The following is a 15900-nucleotide window of genomic DNA, read 5'->3' as shown; positions in this document are numbered from 1 at the left end:
CGCGTGAGGCCCCGGCCGGACTCTGTCCACCGGGGCCCGCGGCTGTGTACGGGGCCCTTCGCACTTCGCGTAAGGTGAGGCCTCGCCGTGACCTCCGGGCCGCGGCAGGCCGATCCTTCCCCTTGAGGTGCAGCGCTCCTGATGGAACCCGAAGCTCCGGCCGGCTGGGACTTCTTCGACGCCGTCGACTTCCCGACCGGACTCACCCACGACCCGATGGGTCGCGCGCCGGTCCGGCACGTCGTCACCGCCGTCGTCGTCGGGCACGAGGGCGCCGCCTGGCTGCCCCGCCTGACCGAGGCCCTGTGGGCGATGGCCCGCCGCCCCGACCGCCTGATCGCGATCGACACCGGTTCCACCGACGAGACCGCGCAACTGCTGGCCGAGATGCCCGGCGTCGAACCGGTGGTCAGCCTGTCGGCCCGGACCGGTTTCGGTACGGCGGTCACCCGTGGCCTGGAAACGGTCGGTTTCGCACCGATCCCGTCCGCGGTCGGCCCGTACGGCGACGACGGCCACGCACCGGTGGTCGAGTGGCTCTGGCTGCTGCACGACGACTGCGCGCCGGCCCCCAAGGCGCTCGAAGAATTGTTGCTCCAGGCCACTTTATCGCCGGAGACCGGGATCTGGGGGCCGAAGCTGCGGCTCTGGCCGCGCGACCGCGAACTGCTCGAGGTCGGCGTCACCACGTCGCTCGGCGGCCGGCGCGACACCGGGATCGAGGCCGGGGAGCTGGACCAGGGCCAGCACGACCAGCCGCGGCAGGTGCTCTCGGTGAGCTCGGCCGGCATGCTGGTCCGCCGCGACGTCTGGGAGGCGCTGCACGGGTTCGACCCGCGGCTGCCGATGTTCCGCGACGACCTCGACTTCGGCTGGCGGGCCAGCCGCGCGGGCTTCCGCGTCGGCGTCGCGCCGGACGCCGTCATCTACCACGCACAGGCCGCGGCGACCGGCGAACGCGCACTGGCCGGCACCCGCCGGCACGCGTACCAGCTGGACCGCGCCCACGCGTACTACACCGTCCTGGCCAACGCACCGGGCAAGCTGCTGCCGCTGCTGATCCTGCGCTTCCTGATGGGTACGGTCGTCCGCTCGGCCTGGTTCCTGATCGGCAAGACGCCGTCCGGCGCGGTCGACGAGTGGACCGCGCTGCTCGGCACGGTCCTGGCCGGCGGCTGGACCCAGGCCCGCAAGGACCGCCGCCGCCTCGACAAGGTCCCGTACGACGACATCAAGGGCCTGTTCTCCCGGTCCGTGCACGCGCTGCGGCACAACCTGGAGGAGACCGGAAGCACGATCTCCGAGCGGCTGCGCGAAGCCTGGGCCGACGAGCCCGAGGAGCAGCAGGCGCCGACCTCGGCCCGCCGGGCCAAGAGCACGGCCCGGGTCGCGGTCGACCAGCCGCGCTGGCGGCGGCAGCTGATCCGCCGGCCGTTCCTGGTCGCGTGGGCGGTGCTCGCGGTCGGCGCGATCGTGGCCGCCCGCGACCTGATCGGCGGCGGCGTCCTCCGGTCCAACCTGATGCTTCCCCCGCACGAAAGCCTCGCGTCCCTGTGGCACGCGGCGGCCGCAGCGCCCGACGGCGTCACGCCGCCGGCCTGGCTGGCCCAGTTCTGGGCGCTGTCGACCGTCACGTTCGGCCCGTCCGGCGCGACGAACCTGCTGCTGCTCGGAGCGATTCCGCTGGCCGCGCTGGCCGCGTGGGCGTTGCTGCGGGCTTTCGTCGTCGACCGGGTGGCCCGCGCGTGGGGCGCTTCGGCGTACGGACTGGCGGTGTTCACGAACGGCGCGGTCTCGCAGGGCCGGATCGGGACCGTGGTGGCGGCGATCGTGCTGCCGCTGCTCGGTGCCGCCGTGCACACGGTCGCGCGGCGCCGGCGCGTGGTGATCCAGGGCAGCTGGCGAGCCGCGTGGTTCGCCGGGATCTGCCAGGCCGTCCTGTTCGCCTTCACCCCGGCGCTCGGCCTGCTGGTCGGCATCGCGCTGGCCGCCGGTGCCGTGCTCGGACTGGGCTGGCGTCGGCAGGGCCGGCAGCTGGTGTTCTCGGTGGTGCTCGGCCTGGTGCTGGTGCTGCCCTGGACCATCCAGCTGGTGCTGCACCCGTCACGCCTCGGCCAAGAGGCCGGCGGCCCGCCGACTGCTGGCGTCGGCCCGGGCGACAGCCTGGCCAACCTGCTGACCGGTACGCCGGTCGGTGCGCCCACGCCGTGGTGGTTCGCCGTACCGCTGATCGTGGTGGCTCTGCTGGCGCTGACGCGCGAGACGCGGCAGCGGTACGAGCTGGTGGGCTGGTTCGCCGCACTGGCCGGTCTGGCCGGGACGCTGATCGCCAGCCGGCTCGGTGGCGGCAGCGGTCCGCTGATGTTCCTGATGACGGCCGGCTGGATCATGACCGTCACCGTCGCCTGGGACTCGGTCGGCAAGTCGTCCGACCTGATCGCCCGGGGCGTGCTCGGGGTGGTGCTGGTGGCCTCGGTCGTGACGGCCGGGTTCTGGCTGGTCCGGGGTGACGACGGGCCGCTGTGGCGTGGACCGGCGCAGGACCTCCCGGCGTACCTGGTCTCCTCGCAGGGGCCACCGCAGAACGCGTCGATCCTGGTCGTGCGCAAGGACCCGACCAGCGCGACCCGGTTCTCGCTGGTCCGCGAGGGCGGACCGCGGATGGGTGCGCTCGAGGCGGCGCCGAAGCCCGAGCAGACCAAGCCGATCACGGACGTGCTGTCCGCGCTCGGCGGCGGTGGCACGGGTGAGGAAGGGCGGCAGCTCGCCGCGCTCGCCATCGACTACGTGTACCTGCCGGCGCCGGTCGACCCGACGCTGATGTCCACGCTGGACTCGCTGCCCGGCCTGACCCGGGCCAGCGCCGCCGACAACGACGCGTCCTGGCTCGTCGACCGGACCAAGATCGAGGGCAAGACCCCGGTCGAGCCCACGGTCCGGAGCCTGTGGCGGGTGCTCGGGATCATCGCCTGGCTGATCGCCCTGATCTTCTGCCTGCCGAGCGCCCGGCGGACCGTCGCCGTACCGCACGGCACCCACGCCCGGAGGAGCTCGTGACCAGCTTGCTGTCCGACCTCAAGGTCCGGATCGGCGCTTGCGTGCTCGCGCTGGCCCTGGCCGGCGGTGTCGGTGTGGTGACGAAGCCCAAGGCCCCGGTCACGCGCGCCGAGGGCGTCGAGGAACCGGCCCGGACGGTCGTCAACCGGGCGGCCCTGGCCTGCCCGGTGCTGGGTGCGGGCGTGAAGACGCAGAGCCTGGTCAGCGCGGTCGCGCCGACACTGCCGGAAGGGACGCCGACCGCGGCCGGTGACGAGGCGCCGCTGTCGATCGCCCCGCTGGACACGACGGCGAACCCGGTCGGCTCGGTGCTCACCCGCGGCCGAATCGCGTCGACCGCACCCACCAGCAAGCTCGCGACCCTCGGCATCCAGGGCACCGGCCCACTAGCGGCCGGTACGGCGGCGACCGCGACCACGACGGCGCCCGAGGGCGTGAACCGCGGCATGGCCAGCGTTCCCTGCGTCGTACCGGGGTCGGACTTCTGGTTCGTCGGCGCGTCCGGTGCGACCGGCCGGCGCGACGTCCTGGTCCTGACCAACCTGGACAGCATCAACGCCGAGGTGAACGTCACGCTGTACGGTCCGGCCGGGCAGCTGGACGCTCCGAACGCGCGTGGCGTCGTCGTACCGGCGCGGGGGACGACCGAGATCTACCTCGGCCAGGTCGCCTCGGGGCAGCGCGATCTGGCCCTGCACGTCGAGTCGACCGGTGGCCGGGTCGCTCCCGCGGTCCGCGACAACGCGACCAACGGGAAGATCCCGGCCGGCGTGGACTGGCTGAACCCGTCGGCGACGCCGGCGGAGAAGGTCGTCGTACCGGCCATCGCTCCCGGGGGTGGCGTCCGGATCCTGACCGTGGCCAACCCGACCGACCTGCAGGCCACGGCGAACATCACCGTCAACGGGCCGAACGGGCCGTTCAAGCCCGCCGGGCTGTCGACGATGCAGATCCCGGCCGGCTCGGTGAAGGTGATCCGGCTGGAGAAGGTGCTGCTGGGCGGTGCCTCCGCGGTGACCATCACGTCCGATCAGCCGGTGACGGCGTCGGCGCGGGTGACCGACTCGACCGTCCGGGAGTTCGCGTCGATCGGCGCGACCGAGCCGCTGCGCGGCCCGGCGTACCTGGTGCTGCCGGCGCACACGCAGCCGGCCGTGCTGCAGGTGACCGCGCCGGGGGAGACGGCCGGGGTCAAGTTCGAGCTGCGCGACGCGGCGAACAAGATGGTCCAGGCGCGGTCGGTGGACCTGGTGGGCGGCGCGACGACGCTGATCACGTTCAAGCCGCAGGCCAAGCCGACGTACCTGATGGTCGAGCAGCTGCGCGGGGACATCGTCGCCGGGGTCACGCTGATGCCGGCCGCCAAGCCCGACGAGGACGACGTCCCGCAGGTCGCCGTCTGGCCGCTGACAACCTCGTTGGTCTTCCGCGCTCAGCTCGGCGCCCAGCCCGATGTCGGCGCCGCGCTGAAGTAGTCAGTCCTCGTCAGTAGTCAGTCCTCGTCGGCGTCGAAGTCCGGGTCGATCTGCTCGGGGGACAGCGCCAGTACGTCGGCCAGCTCGAGCACCAGGGCTGAGCGGACCAGCCAGGCCAGCCCGGCGCCGGAGCGCTCGGCGCGCAGCTCGATCGGGCGGCGGAAGACGACGATCCGGTACGGCTCGTGCGACGTGCCGCCGGTGGAGTGCGTGAGCGGGATCTCGCCCGCGTGGGCGTCCAGGTTCGGCACGTCCTCGATCGCGAACTCGACCCGGGCCACCACCTGCGGCAGCCGTTTCTCCAGCCGGGTCACCTCGATCGCGACCACCTCGTCGAACTGCGCGGCGGTGGACCGCTGCAGCGGGAGTCCGCGCGGCGCGAAGCTGCTCGGCCGGCTGATCGGCCCGAGCATGCCCCGGCCGTGCCGGTCGATGTGTCTGCGATGACGGCGAGCCTCGGTCACGCGCTCAGCCTAGTGGGGGTAACGTCTGGTCGTGAGCATCGCCAGGATCTGTTCGCGCGCCGCCTGTCATCGGCCGGCGGTGTCGACGCTCACGTACGTGTACGCCGACTCCACCTGCGTCCTCGGCCCGCTGGCCACCTACGCCGAACCCCACTGCTACGACCTCTGCGCCGACCACGCCGACCGGCTGACCGCGCCGAACGGCTGGGAAGTGATCCGGCTCGCTCCGGACCCGGCCGCCGCGGGTCCGTCGTCGGACGATCTCGAAGCGCTGGCGAACGCCGTACGGGAAGCCGCCCGGCCGTTGCCGCCGCGCGACACCGGCCGGCCCGGCTCCACCTCGCCCGGCGCTCCCGTCGAGGTCGCCCGGCGTGGGCACCTGCGGATGCTCCAGGACCCGAGCAACACGCAGAACCACGGCAACACCGAGCAGGCCTGATTTCCCCATTCCGTGGGGAAATCGTGTTCGAACGTGTTTCGTAGCGTGGGATGAGGTTGACCGCGTCCTCAGGTACTGACAAGACTCCTGACCTGTGAACGATCAAAAACTACGGGTCGGAGTGGTCGGTCTCGGCTTTGCCGGGCGGACCGCACTCGAAGCGTTCTCGGAGCTGCCGGACGTCGAGGTGGTGGCGCTGGCCGGGCTTGAGAAGGACACCCTGGCCGAGCTCGGCGAGAAGCACCGGGTACCGCATCTCTACGAGAAGTGGGAGGACCTCCTGCAGGACGGCGGCCTGGACGCCGTCAGCATCGGTACGCCGACGCAGCTGCACGCCCCGATCGCGCTGGCCGCGCTGGAGCAGGGGCTGCACGTGCTCTGCGAGAAGCCGCTGGCCCGCACGGTCGACGAGGGCCTGGCGATGGTCGAGGCCTCGAAGAAGGCCGGCAAGGTGCTCAAGGTGATCTTCAACCACCGCGAGCGCGGCGACGTGGCGGCGCTGAAGCACCAGATCGACGAGGGCCAGCTCGGCCGGATCTACTACGCCAAGGCGCACTGGATGCGCCGCAACGGCATCCCCGGCATGGGCGGCTGGTTCACCAACCGCGAGCTGTCCGGCGGTGGCCCCCTGATCGACCTCGGCGTGCACATCCTGGACCTGGCGCTGCACCTGCTGAACGAGCCGACCATCACCACCGTCACGGCGGACACGTTCGCCGAGCTCGGCCCGCGCGGCCGCGGCAGCGCGAGCAGCACGGTCCGGCCGACCGTCGACACGCTCGGCTCGAAGTTCGAGGTCGAGGACCTGGCCACGGCGTACCTGCGGCTCGAGGGCGGCGGCGCGCTGCAGCTCGAGACGAGCTGGGCGACGTACCGGGCACCGGGTGACAACTTCGGCATCGAGCTGTTCGGTACCGAAGGCGGCGCCAAGATCGAGGTGCAGAACTACACCACGACGGACACGCTGCGGATCTTCACCGACGTCGGCGGCGTACCGGCCGAGGTCCGTCCGGCCACCGGCGCCGGACTCGGTCACCGGGCGGTGGTCAGCGAGTTCGTCGCGATCGTCCGGGCCGGCGACTGGACTGCCCACAACGGCTCGGAGGCTCTGCTCCGGACCCAGGTCATCGACGCCTGCTACGCCTCGGCGAAGGCGGGACGAGAGGTTGTGCTCAATGGTTAACGTCACGGTGTGGGGCGAGAACGTCCACGACCAGCGCGACGCGTCGGTCCAGAAGGTGTACCCGGACACGATGCACGAGACGATCGCGGCGGCCGTTCGCGCGCAGCTCGGCGACGACGTCAACGTGCGGACCGCCTGGCTGCAGCAGGAGGAGCACGGCCTCACCGAGGAGGTGCTCGCCGACACCGACGTGCTCACCTGGTGGGGTCACGCGGCGCACGACGACGTCGACGACGCGATCGTCGAGCGGGTGCAGCGGCACGTGCTGTCCGGGATGGGCCTGATCGCGCTGCACTCGGCGCACTTCTCGAAGATCTTCATCAAGCTGATGGGGACGACCTGCTCGCTGGACTGGCGCTCCGAGAACGACCGCGAGCTGCTCTGGACGGTCGCCGCCGGGCACCCGATCGCGCAAGGGGTTCCGCACCCGCTCGTGATCGAGCGCGAGGAGATGTACGGCGAGCTGTTCGACATCCCGCAGCCGGACGAGCTGGTGTTCGTCAGCTCGTTCTCCGGCGGCGAGGTGTTCCGCTCGGGCTGCTGCTACCGCCGCGGCCAGGGCCGGGTCTTCTACTTCCGCCCGGGCGACCAGGAGTACCCGACGTACCACCAGCCGGGAGTCCAGACCATCCTCGGCAACGCGGTCCGCTGGGCGGCCCCGACCAGCCCGCGCCAGCTCCCGACCGTCCACCACCGCAAGAACCCGGGTTGGTTCGAGAACTGACCTGGGGGTGTCTGGCAGACACCCCCTTGTCCACAGCCTGGGCGTGCCTGGTGAGCAGGGCACGCCCAGGGCCGGATAGGGTCCGTTCATGGTTGACGTAGCTGCCATCTTCAAGGCGTACGACGTACGCGGGGTCGTCCCCGACCAGCTCGACGAGGCGGTGGCCCGGGCGACCGGCGCCGCGTTCGTCGAAGTACTGGACGTGCTCGCCGGTCCGGGAGCGGTCGTGATCGGCTACGACATGCGTCCGTCCAGCCCCGCATTGGCGGCCGCGTTCGCCGAGGGCGCGGCCAGTACCGGGGTCGACGTGATCGACATCGGCCTGGCCTCGACCGACATGCTGTACTTCGCCTCCGGGCGGCTCCAGCTGCCCGGCGCGATGTTCACCGCGAGCCACAACCCGGCCAAGTACAACGGGATCAAGATGTGCCGAGCCGGCGCGTCCCCGGTCGGCGCGGAGTCCGGGCTGCGCGACATCGCGGACCTGGTCGCCAAGACCGTCGCCGAGCCGATCCCGAGCGTCCCGGCGCCCGGCAAGGTGACCCGCAAGAACCTGCTCACGGCGTACGCCGACCACCTGAACCACCTGGTCGACCTGAGCGGCAGCCGGCCGCTGAAGGTGGTCGTCGACGCCGGCAACGGGATGGGCGGGCACACCGTGCCGGCCGTCTTCGCCACCGGACCGATCGAGATCGTGCCGATGTACTTCGAGCTCGACGGCAACTTCCCCAACCACGAGGCCAACCCGCTCGACCCGAAGAACCTGGTCGACCTGCAGGCCAAGGTCGTCGAGGTCGGTGCGGATCTCGGGCTCGCCTTCGACGGTGACGCCGACCGCTGCTTCGTGATCGACGAGCTGGGCAAGCCGATCTCGCCGAGCGCGGTGACCGGCGCGGTCGCCGTCCGGGAGCTGGCCAAGCACCCCGGCTCCGCGGTGATCCACAACCTGATCACGTCCAAGGCGGTGCCGGAGCTGATCACCGAGCACGGTGGCACGCCGGTCCGGGCGCGGGTCGGCCACTCGTTCATCAAGCAGCAGATGGCCGAGACCGACGCCGTCTTCGGCGGCGAGCACTCGGCGCACTACTACTTCCGCGACTTCTGGCGCGCGGACACCGGCATGCTGGCCGCGCTGCACGTGCTGGCCGCGCTCGGTGAGCAGGACAAGCCGGCCAGCGAGCTGTTCGCCGAGTACGAGCGGTACGTGGCCTCCGGCGAGATCAACAGTCGGGTCGAGAACGCGGCCGCCACGGTCGCCGCGATCGAGGACACCTACGCCGGGCGGGACGGGACTACCGTTGACCATCTGGACGGTCTGACGGTGGACGCGGGACAGTGGTGGTTCAACGTCCGCGCGTCCAACACCGAGCCGCTGCTGCGGCTGAACGTCGAGGCCGGGGACGCCGCCACCATGGAGCGTGTCCGGGACGAAGTACTGGCCCTGATCACCGGTGCACCGGTGGAGGAGAAGAACTGATGGCAGTGAACCTGGACCCGGACCTGCTGAGCATTCTGGTCTGCCCGAAGTGCCGGTCGGAGTTCCGCGTGGACGACGAGGCGAACGAACTGGTCTGCACCAACGCGGCCTGCGCGCTGGCCTACCCGGTCCGCGACGACATCCCCGTGCTGCTGATCGACGAAGCCCGTGAGACCAAAGAGGCCGAAACCCACTGATGAGCTCCTTCGACGACTCGCGGCTGGACGACCCCGCCGCCCTCGAGGCGACCGACCACCTGCTGCGCCGGCTCGCCGGTGCCGGAGCCCGCGTCCGGGCCGAGATCGACGCCGCCGAGGAGGTGCTGTCGAAGCTCGACTCCGACGGTTTCCGCCCGCGCGCGATCGTCGCCGCCGGCCGGGACGCCCGCCTGGTTCGCGCGGTCCTGGAGCCGGTCTGTCCGGTGCCGTTCGTGGCCTGGCCCGGTCCCGGCCTTCCGGGCTGGACCGGTCCGCTCGACCTGGTGATCGTGCTCGGTGGCACGGCCGCTGACCAGGAGGCCATGTCCGCGGCCTCCGAGGCCGTACGCCGTGGCAGCGGCCTGATGGTCGCCTGCCCGGCCGACTCGCCCATCGCCCAGGCATCGGCCGGCTCGCGGCACGCGATCCGCCTGCCGTCGCAGTCCGACGACCAGCTCGCCGCGGCGGTCGCCGTACTGCAGGGCCTGCACCAGATGGAGCTCGGCCCGGTCGTCGACGCCAAGGCCGTCGCGACGCTGCTGGACGACGTCGCGATCGAGTGCTCGCCGAACAACGACGTCGCGTCGAACCCGGCCAAGGACCTGGCGCTGATGCTGGCCGACGCGATGCCGCTGGTCTGGGGCGGGTCCGTCCTGGCCGCGCGGGCCGCGCGTCGTGTCGTCGAGGCGCTCCGGCTGGCCAGCGGCCGCCCGGCGCTCGCCGCCGACGCCGGGCACCTGCTGCCGGTGCTGAACCAGCCGCCGCGTGACCTGTTCGCCGACCCGTTCGACCAGCCGGACGACCTGCGTCCCGGCCTGGTCATCTTGGACGACGGCGTCGAGGACGCCGGGGTCGCGGAGCACCGCCGCCAGCTGGAGGAGAAGGCCGAGCGCAACGACGTCCGCGTGCACGTGGTCACCCAGGCGAGCGGCACGGACATCGCGCGGTACGCGGCGCTGACCCAGCACGGGCGGTACGCGGCGGCGTACCTGGGTATTGGGCTGGGGCGGTACGGGACCGAGGCGAGCGAGACCCCGATCGTTCCGGGCAACCCGGCGGTCGACCCGGCTTGGTGAGCTGGGAGTTGTGAGCAGACGGCGTGGGTAGCGGCGTGACGACGGCTGGCTGACGGCGTGGCGATGCCGTTGGTGATGGCGTCGATGACGGCGTGACGATGGCGTTGGTGAAGGCGTGGGTGAGGTCGTGATGACGAAGGCTTGGGTGACGGCGTGGTAGTTCGGTTGACCAACACGATTCGCGACTACGCGTGGGGGTCGCCGACGGCGATCCCGGCGCTGCTCGGGGTCGAGCCGGACGGCAAGCCCCAGGCCGAGCTGTGGATGGGCGCGCACGAGTCGGCGCCCTCGGTGCTGCCGTCGGGGGAGTCGCTGTACGACGTGGTGTCGGCGGCGCCTTCATCCGTTCTCGGAGAGGAGACGGCCGAGCGGTTCGACGGCCGTTTCCCCTTCCTGGCCAAGATCCTGGCCGCTGCGCAGCCGTTGTCGATCCAGGCGCACCCGTCGCCGGAGCAGGCCGTCGACGGCTACCGGCGCGACGAGGAGGCCGGGATCCCGCGGGACGCGGCCGACCGCAACTACAAGGACTCCTGGCCGAAGCCGGAGATCCTGATCGCGCTCGAGCCGTTCGACGCGCTGGTCGGCTTCCGGCCGTTGGACCGGACGGTCGCGTTGCTCGAAGCGCTCGACCCGACGGGGCTCGAGGACCTCACCGCCGCGTTGCGCGACGGCAAGCTGCGCGAGGCGTTCACGGAGTTCATGAGCAACGACCGGGACGCGATCCGGCCTCTGGTCGCCGCACTGGGTGAGGCCTGCGAGCAGTACGTCGAGCGCGTCCACACGACCGGCGGCGCCGAGCCTGCCGGCCCATCCGCTGTCGCTGCCCCCTCCGACGCGGTCGGCGCTTCCGGCCAAACCACCGCATCCAGCGAGGCTGGCGCATCCGGTGTGGTCGATGCTTCCGCCCTGGGCGAGGCTCCTGCCTCTGGGGACGGGCCTGGTGGGGAGTTCTTCGTCGAGGCGGAGACGTTGGCGCGGCTGGCGGCTGACTTCCCCGACGACCCGGGTGTCCTGGCCGCGCTGCTGCTCAACCGGGTGCGGCTGGAGCGGTTCGAGTCGGTGTACCTGCCGGCGGGGAACGTGCACGCCTACCTGCGCGGGACCGGGTTCGAGGTGATGGCCAACTCCGACAACGTGCTCCGGGGCGGCCTGACCAGCAAGCACATCGACGTTCCCGAGTTGGTCTCGGTGATCGACTTCGAGCCGCTGGCCGACCCGGTGCTGCACGGAACCGCGGTCGCGCCCGGGGTGACGGCGTACGAGACCGGCAGCCCGTACTTCGCCGTACGGCGCGTGGATCTCGACGGCGACACCGTCGTCGTACCGGCCGAAGGGGCGCGGATCGTCGCTGTGGTGGACGGTGATGTCACGGTGGGTGCCGAGGGCACCGATGAGACCGAAGCGTTGTCCGGTGGGCAGTCCGCGTTCCTCGCGGGACCCGAGGGACCCTGTAACCTGCGTGGTTCCGGCACGGCGTTCGTCGTGTCCGCTCGCTGATCTTTTGTGGCCCCCCTGAGTTGCTGGAGGACTGACCGACATGGCTGGTGGCGGTAACAAGGCCGTCGTCGCGGCACTGCTGGCGAACACCGGAATCGCGATCACGAAGTTCGCCGCCTGGGGTCTGACCCAGTCGGCCTCGATGCTGGCCGAGGCGATCCACTCGCTGGCCGACGCCGGCAACCAGGTGCTGCTCCTGGTCGGCGCCAAGCGGGCCAAGCGGCAGGCCGACGAGCTGCACCAGTTCGGCTTCGGCCGGGAACGCTACGTGTACTCGTTCATCGTGGCGATCGTGCTGTTCAGCGTCGGTGGACTGTTCGCGCTGTACGAGGGCTACCACAAGATCCACGACCCGCACGGGATCGACAACTGGAAGTGGGTCCCGGTCGCCGTCCTGGTGGCCGCGATCATCATGGAGTCGTTCTCGTTCCGGACCGCGATCGTCGAGGCGAACAAGGTCCGCGGGCACGTGTCGTGGGCCCGGTTCATCCGCAACGCGCGGTCGCCGGAGCTGCCGGTGATCCTGCTCGAGGACTTCGCCGCGCTGACCGGCCTGGTGCTGGCGTTGCTCGGCGTCGTCCTGACCCTTGCCACCGGCAACGGTGTCTTCGACGGCGCGGGCTCGATGGCGATCGGCGCGCTGCTGGTCGTGGTCGCGATCTTCCTGGCCATCGAGATGAAGTCCCTGCTGCTCGGCGAGTCCGCGACCCGCGAGGCGCAGCAGAAGATCGTCGCGGCGATCGAGGGCGTTCCCGGCGTCCAGAAGCTGATCCACATCAAGACCCTGCACCTGGGCCCGGAAGAGGTCCTGGTCGCCGCCAAGGTCGCCGTCGAACCCGGCTCGGACGCCGCCGCTGTCGCGGCCGCGATCAACGCCGCCGAAGCCGCCGTCCGCGAGGCCGAGCCGATGTCGCAGCACATCTACCTGGAGCCCGACATCTACGTCGAGGGCTACGTCCGGGAAGAGCGCCCGGCAGTCCCTGAGGCACCTTCGCACTGAGTTCCAACCAGAACCGCCGGTCGCTCCCCGCGACCGGCGGTTCTGTCTGTCAGCGGGGGCGTTGGGCGGGCGGGGGCAGGACGCCGGAGCGGCCGAGCCAGCGGAGGGCTCGTTCGCGGTCGATCTCGGCGGGGCTGGGTGGTGTGGTGAGGCGGCCGGTGCGGTAGCCGAGGTTGCGGAGGTCGGCGGCTACCGAGGGCTCGGCCAGCGCCTTGAGGGCGAAGGCGAGGGCGGCCGGCGTCACGTCGTACCGGTGTTCCAGTTCGAGGGCGAGCTTGACGGCGGCGAGGTCGCGGTCGTCGTACTGGCGCTGGGCCGTGCGGCTGGTGCGGGTGCGGGGGAGCAGGCCGAGGGTCTCGCGGTAGCGGAGCATCCGGGCGGTGGTCCCCAGCAGTTTGGCGGCCTCGGTGATGCGCATGACGATATCTTGACATTTAGCTGTCAGGAACGCCCACTCGGTACGGCACGCCGCCCGCGCTTACCGCTAGCCTCGTCGGCGAAGACTTCACCAACCGACACCCTCAGGGAGCGGCACCGCATGACGTTCGACTACAAGGTGGCAGACCTCGGACTGGCCGAGTTCGGTCGCAAGGAGATCCGGCTCGCCGAGCACGAGATGCCGGGTCTGATGGCGATGCGCGCCCAGTACGGCGAGAGCAAGCCGCTGGCCGGCGCGAAGATCATGGGCTCGCTGCACATGACCATCCAGACCGCCGTGCTGATCGAGACGCTGACGGCGCTCGGTGCGGAGGTGCGCTGGGTTTCCTGCAACATCTTCTCCACCCAGGACCACGCGGCCGCCGCGGTCGTCGTCGGCCCGGACGGCTCGGCCGACGCTCCCGCCGGTGTCCCCGTCTTCGCCTGGAAGGGCGAGACGCTGGAGGAGTACTGGTGGTGCACCGAGCAGGCGCTGAAGTGGCCGGGCGGTGAGGGTCCGAACATGATCCTCGACGACGGTGGCGACGCGACCATGCTGGTCCACAAGGGCACCGAGTTCGAGAAGGCCGGCGCCGTGCCGGACCCGTCGACCGCGGAGTCCGAGGAGTTCGCCGTCGTGCTGAAGCTGCTCGGCCGCACGCTGACCGAGGACCCGCAGCTGTGGACGACCATCGGCCAGGGCATCAAGGGTGTCACCGAGGAGACCACCACCGGCGTGCACCGGCTGTACGAGATGCACAAGGCCGGCTCGCTGCTGTTCCCGGCGATCAACGTCAACGACTCGGTCACCAAGTCGAAGTTCGACAACAAGTACGGCTGCCGCCACTCGCTGATCGACGGCATCAACCGCGCCACCGACGTCCTGATCGGCGGCAAGGTCGCCGTCGTGTGCGGCTACGGTGACGTCGGCAAGGGCTGTGCGGAGTCGCTGCGCGGCCAGGGCGCTCGGGTCATCGTGACCGAGATCGACCCGATCTGCGCGCTGCAGGCCGCGATGGACGGCTACCAGGTCACCACGATCGAGGACGTCGTCGGGATCGCCGACATCTTCGTCACCACGACCGGCAACAAGGACGTCATCACCGCCGACCACATGGCGCAGATGAAGCACCAGGCCATCGTCGGCAACATCGGCCACTTCGACAACGAGATCGACATGGCCGGCCTGTACAAGACCCCGGGCGTCGAGCGGGTCACGATCAAGCCGCAGGTCGACGAGTTCCGCTTCGCCGACGGCCACACGGTCATCATCCTGTCCGAGGGCCGGCTGCTGAACCTCGGCAACGCGACCGGGCACCCGTCGTTCGTGATGTCGAACTCCTTCACCAACCAGGTGCTGGCGCAGATCGAGCTGTTCGTGAAGACCGCCGAGTACCCGACCGACGTCTACGTGCTGCCCAAGCACCTCGACGAGATGGTCGCCCGCCTGCACCTCGACGCGCTCGGCGTGAAGCTCACCGAGCTCACCAAGGAGCAGGCCGAGTACCTGGGCCTCCCGGTCGAGGGCCCGTACAAGTCGGACCACTACCGCTACTGAGTTCCCTTCGGTAGTCCTGCGCCGAGGCGCCTCACCGCTGTGCGGTGGGGCGCCTTCGCCATTCCCTGGCGGGAATTGCCGGCCTCGTCGTGCGGCCGGAGGATCGGTGGTCTACCGAGACCACCGAGAAGGAGTACCGATGAAAGACCATCGCGAGCTCGCCGGCCAGTACGTCGGGTTGTGGTGCGAGCCGGACGCCGAGCTGCGCCGCCGGCTGATCCGCGAACTCTGGGCCGACGGCGGCGCGCACGTGCTCGAGGCGCCGCAGGAGATCCGGCAGACGGCGGCGGACCTCGGGTTCGCCCCGAGTCCGCTGGAAGCGCACGGCCACGCGGCGATCGAGGCCAGGGTGGCGCACAGCTACACGCGGTTCGTGGCCAGTGGAGAGTTTTCGTTCCGGCCACGGGAGGACGCGGTCCGGCTGAACAACGTGGTGAAGTTCGGTTGGGACACGGTGTCGGGCGCCACCGGCGAGGTGGTCGGCGGCGGACTGGAGGTGCTGGTGCTCGACGACGAGGACCGGATCGTCACCGACTACATGTTCCCGGGCTAGCCGGCGAGCAGGGCGGCGGTCGCCGCGTCGGCCGGCAGGAACGCCTCCAGCTTCAGCTCCGCCACGGTCACGTCCAGTGCCGTCGCGAACGACGTGATGGTGGTGGTCAGCCGGAGCTCGCCCTGGTCGGTCTTCAGCCGCAACGGCGCGGCGAATCCGAGGTGGTCCGGTCGCACCTCGACCGCGGGGACGTAGCCGGTCAGCTCGTCGCGCAGCGCGCCGGGCGCGAGCCGGTCGAGGATGTGCTGGGCCCAGTGGCCGAGGTTGAGGATGCGCGGGGCCAGTCCGTCGGGGTGCAGGGACAGGCGCAGGACGTTGACCGGAGGCTCCAGCAGGTACGGCGCGACGCCTTCGGTGAGCAGACCGAACGCGTCGTTCGCCAGCAGGAGCACATGGTCGGCGTCGACGACGATCGCGGGGAACGGCAGGTGTCCGGTCAGCAGATGCCGCAATGCCGTGTGGACATGGGCCAGTGCCGGGTCGTCGAGGCTCGTGCGCGGATAGACCGGAGCGAATCCGGCGGCCAGCAGCAGCTCGTTGCGTTCCCGCAGCGACAGCTCCATCGACTCACCCAGCCTGACCACCAGGCCGCGACCAGGCTGCGAACGCCCGGACTCGAGGAAGCTCAGGTGCCGCTGCGTGGTGCCGGACCGCAGCGCGAGCTCGAGTTGGCTGAGCCGTCGACCGCGCCGGACTGCTCGGAGCGCCTCGGGGAATTCCACCTGAGCAGTCTTCCCTGTGCCACCGACACTCGCCGTCCGCGACCGGGCTGCGGGCGCTTCG

15 protein-coding genes are annotated in these 15900 nt (G+C 71.0%); 12 read left to right on the top strand and 3 right to left on the bottom strand.

Going from position 1 to position 15900, the window contains the following annotated elements; translation table 11 throughout:
• Positions 1-141: 141 nt before the first annotated feature.
• Both ABD235_RS15810 and ABD235_RS15805 read left to right on the top strand, forming a co-directional pair.
• Positions 142-3057: a glycosyltransferase gene (locus ABD235_RS15810; RefSeq protein WP_344174860.1), complete on the top strand. Its 2916-nt coding sequence runs from the start codon at positions 142-144 to the stop codon at positions 3055-3057.
• Positions 3054-4532, top strand: coding sequence for a DUF5719 family protein (locus ABD235_RS15805; protein WP_344174859.1), 1479 nt, complete (start codon positions 3054-3056; stop codon positions 4530-4532). The genes ABD235_RS15810 and ABD235_RS15805 overlap by 4 nt, the downstream gene beginning before the upstream one ends.
• Before the next feature lie 17 nt (positions 4533-4549).
• On the opposite strand, the gene ABD235_RS15800 is transcribed toward ABD235_RS15805, so the two are convergent.
• Positions 4550-4996 carry a metallopeptidase family protein gene (locus ABD235_RS15800; protein WP_344174858.1) on the bottom strand — a complete coding sequence of 149 codons (447 nt, stop codon included), beginning with the start codon at positions 4994-4996 and terminating at the stop codon, positions 4550-4552.
• Positions 4997-5027: 31 nt separating this feature from the next.
• On the opposite strand from ABD235_RS15800, the gene ABD235_RS15795 reads away from it, so the two are divergent.
• The 8 genes from ABD235_RS15795 to ABD235_RS15760 all read left to right on the top strand — a co-directional run bounded on the left by ABD235_RS15795 (position 5028) and on the right by ABD235_RS15760 (position 12589).
• On the top strand, positions 5028-5435 hold the full coding sequence (locus ABD235_RS15795) for a DUF3499 domain-containing protein (RefSeq protein WP_344174857.1): 408 nt from the start codon (positions 5028-5030) through the stop codon (positions 5433-5435).
• 94 nt (positions 5436-5529) lie between these two features.
• The gene (locus ABD235_RS15790; protein WP_344174856.1) at positions 5530-6618 is read left to right on the top strand and encodes a Gfo/Idh/MocA family protein; all 1089 of its coding nucleotides are present in this window, start codon (positions 5530-5532) and stop codon (positions 6616-6618) included.
• Positions 6611-7342, top strand: a complete 732-nt coding sequence (locus ABD235_RS15785) for a ThuA domain-containing protein (protein ID WP_344174855.1) — start codon at positions 6611-6613, stop codon at positions 7340-7342. The genes ABD235_RS15790 and ABD235_RS15785 overlap by 8 nt, the downstream gene beginning before the upstream one ends.
• Before the next feature lie 88 nt (positions 7343-7430).
• A complete protein-coding gene (locus tag ABD235_RS15780; RefSeq protein ID WP_344174854.1) occupies positions 7431-8819 on the top strand; it encodes a phosphomannomutase/phosphoglucomutase in 1389 nt (462 codons plus the stop codon).
• Positions 8819-9016: a Trm112 family protein gene (locus ABD235_RS15775; protein ID WP_363676617.1), complete on the top strand. Its 198-nt coding sequence runs from the start codon at positions 8819-8821 to the stop codon at positions 9014-9016. Before ABD235_RS15780 ends, ABD235_RS15775 begins: the two co-directional genes overlap by 1 nt.
• Positions 9016-10092: an SIS domain-containing protein gene (locus ABD235_RS15770; protein WP_344174853.1), complete on the top strand. Its 1077-nt coding sequence runs from the start codon at positions 9016-9018 to the stop codon at positions 10090-10092. The genes ABD235_RS15775 and ABD235_RS15770 overlap by 1 nt, the downstream gene beginning before the upstream one ends.
• A gap of 165 nt (positions 10093-10257) precedes the next feature.
• Positions 10258-11589 (top strand): mannose-6-phosphate isomerase, class I, encoded by a 1332-nt coding sequence (gene manA / locus ABD235_RS15765; RefSeq protein WP_344174852.1) that lies wholly within the window; start codon positions 10258-10260, stop codon positions 11587-11589.
• Positions 11590-11629: 40 nt separating this feature from the next.
• The gene (locus ABD235_RS15760; protein ID WP_344174851.1) at positions 11630-12589 is read left to right on the top strand and encodes a cation diffusion facilitator family transporter; all 960 of its coding nucleotides are present in this window, start codon (positions 11630-11632) and stop codon (positions 12587-12589) included.
• Positions 12590-12638: 49 nt separating this feature from the next.
• On the opposite strand, the gene ABD235_RS15755 is transcribed toward ABD235_RS15760, so the two are convergent.
• A complete protein-coding gene (locus ABD235_RS15755) occupies positions 12639-13007 on the bottom strand; it encodes a MerR family transcriptional regulator (protein WP_344174850.1) in 369 nt (122 codons plus the stop codon).
• 120 nt (positions 13008-13127) lie between these two features.
• Here ABD235_RS15755 and ahcY point away from each other — a divergent pair, with 120 nt between their 5' ends.
• Positions 13128-14564, top strand: coding sequence for an adenosylhomocysteinase (gene ahcY, locus ABD235_RS15750; protein ID WP_344174849.1), 1437 nt, complete (start codon positions 13128-13130; stop codon positions 14562-14564).
• Between the two features lie 139 nt (positions 14565-14703).
• Positions 14704-15117 carry a hypothetical protein gene (locus ABD235_RS15745; RefSeq protein ID WP_344174848.1) on the top strand — a complete coding sequence of 138 codons (414 nt, stop codon included), beginning with the start codon at positions 14704-14706 and terminating at the stop codon, positions 15115-15117.
• Here ABD235_RS15745 and ABD235_RS15740 read toward each other — a convergent pair.
• Positions 15114-15839, bottom strand: coding sequence for a helix-turn-helix domain-containing protein (locus ABD235_RS15740; RefSeq protein WP_344174847.1), 726 nt, complete (start codon positions 15837-15839; stop codon positions 15114-15116). The genes ABD235_RS15745 and ABD235_RS15740 overlap by 4 nt on opposite strands.
• Between the last annotated feature and the right edge of the window lie 61 nt (positions 15840-15900).

Source organism: Kribbella lupini, assembly GCF_039529595.1.
Lineage (GTDB): Bacteria > Actinomycetota > Actinomycetes > Propionibacteriales > Kribbellaceae > Kribbella > Kribbella lupini.
This window is presented reverse-complemented; position numbering and strand designations above follow the sequence as displayed.

Bases quoted from the DNA above. Each gene is read 5' to 3' on its own strand.
- ABD235_RS15770 (WP_344174853.1), top strand. From the start codon at position 9,016: ATGAGCTCCTTCGACGACTCGCGGCTGGACGACCCCGCCGCCCTCGAG.
- ABD235_RS15760 (WP_344174851.1), top strand. From the start codon at position 11,630: ATGGCTGGTGGCGGTAACAAGGCCGTCGTCGCGGCACTGCTGGCGAAC.
- ahcY (WP_344174849.1), top strand. From the start codon at position 13,128: ATGACGTTCGACTACAAGGTGGCAGACCTCGGACTGGCCGAGTTCGGT.
- ABD235_RS15785 (WP_344174855.1), top strand. From the start codon at position 6,611: ATGGTTAACGTCACGGTGTGGGGCGAGAACGTCCACGACCAGCGCGAC.
- ABD235_RS15745 (WP_344174848.1), top strand. From the start codon at position 14,704: ATGAAAGACCATCGCGAGCTCGCCGGCCAGTACGTCGGGTTGTGGTGC.
- ABD235_RS15775 (WP_363676617.1), top strand. From the start codon at position 8,819: ATGGCAGTGAACCTGGACCCGGACCTGCTGAGCATTCTGGTCTGCCCG.
- ABD235_RS15780 (WP_344174854.1), top strand. From the start codon at position 7,431: ATGGTTGACGTAGCTGCCATCTTCAAGGCGTACGACGTACGCGGGGTC.
- ABD235_RS15755 (WP_344174850.1), bottom strand. From the start codon at position 13,007: ATGCGCATCACCGAGGCCGCCAAACTGCTGGGGACCACCGCCCGGATG.
- ABD235_RS15810 (WP_344174860.1), top strand. From the start codon at position 142: ATGGAACCCGAAGCTCCGGCCGGCTGGGACTTCTTCGACGCCGTCGAC.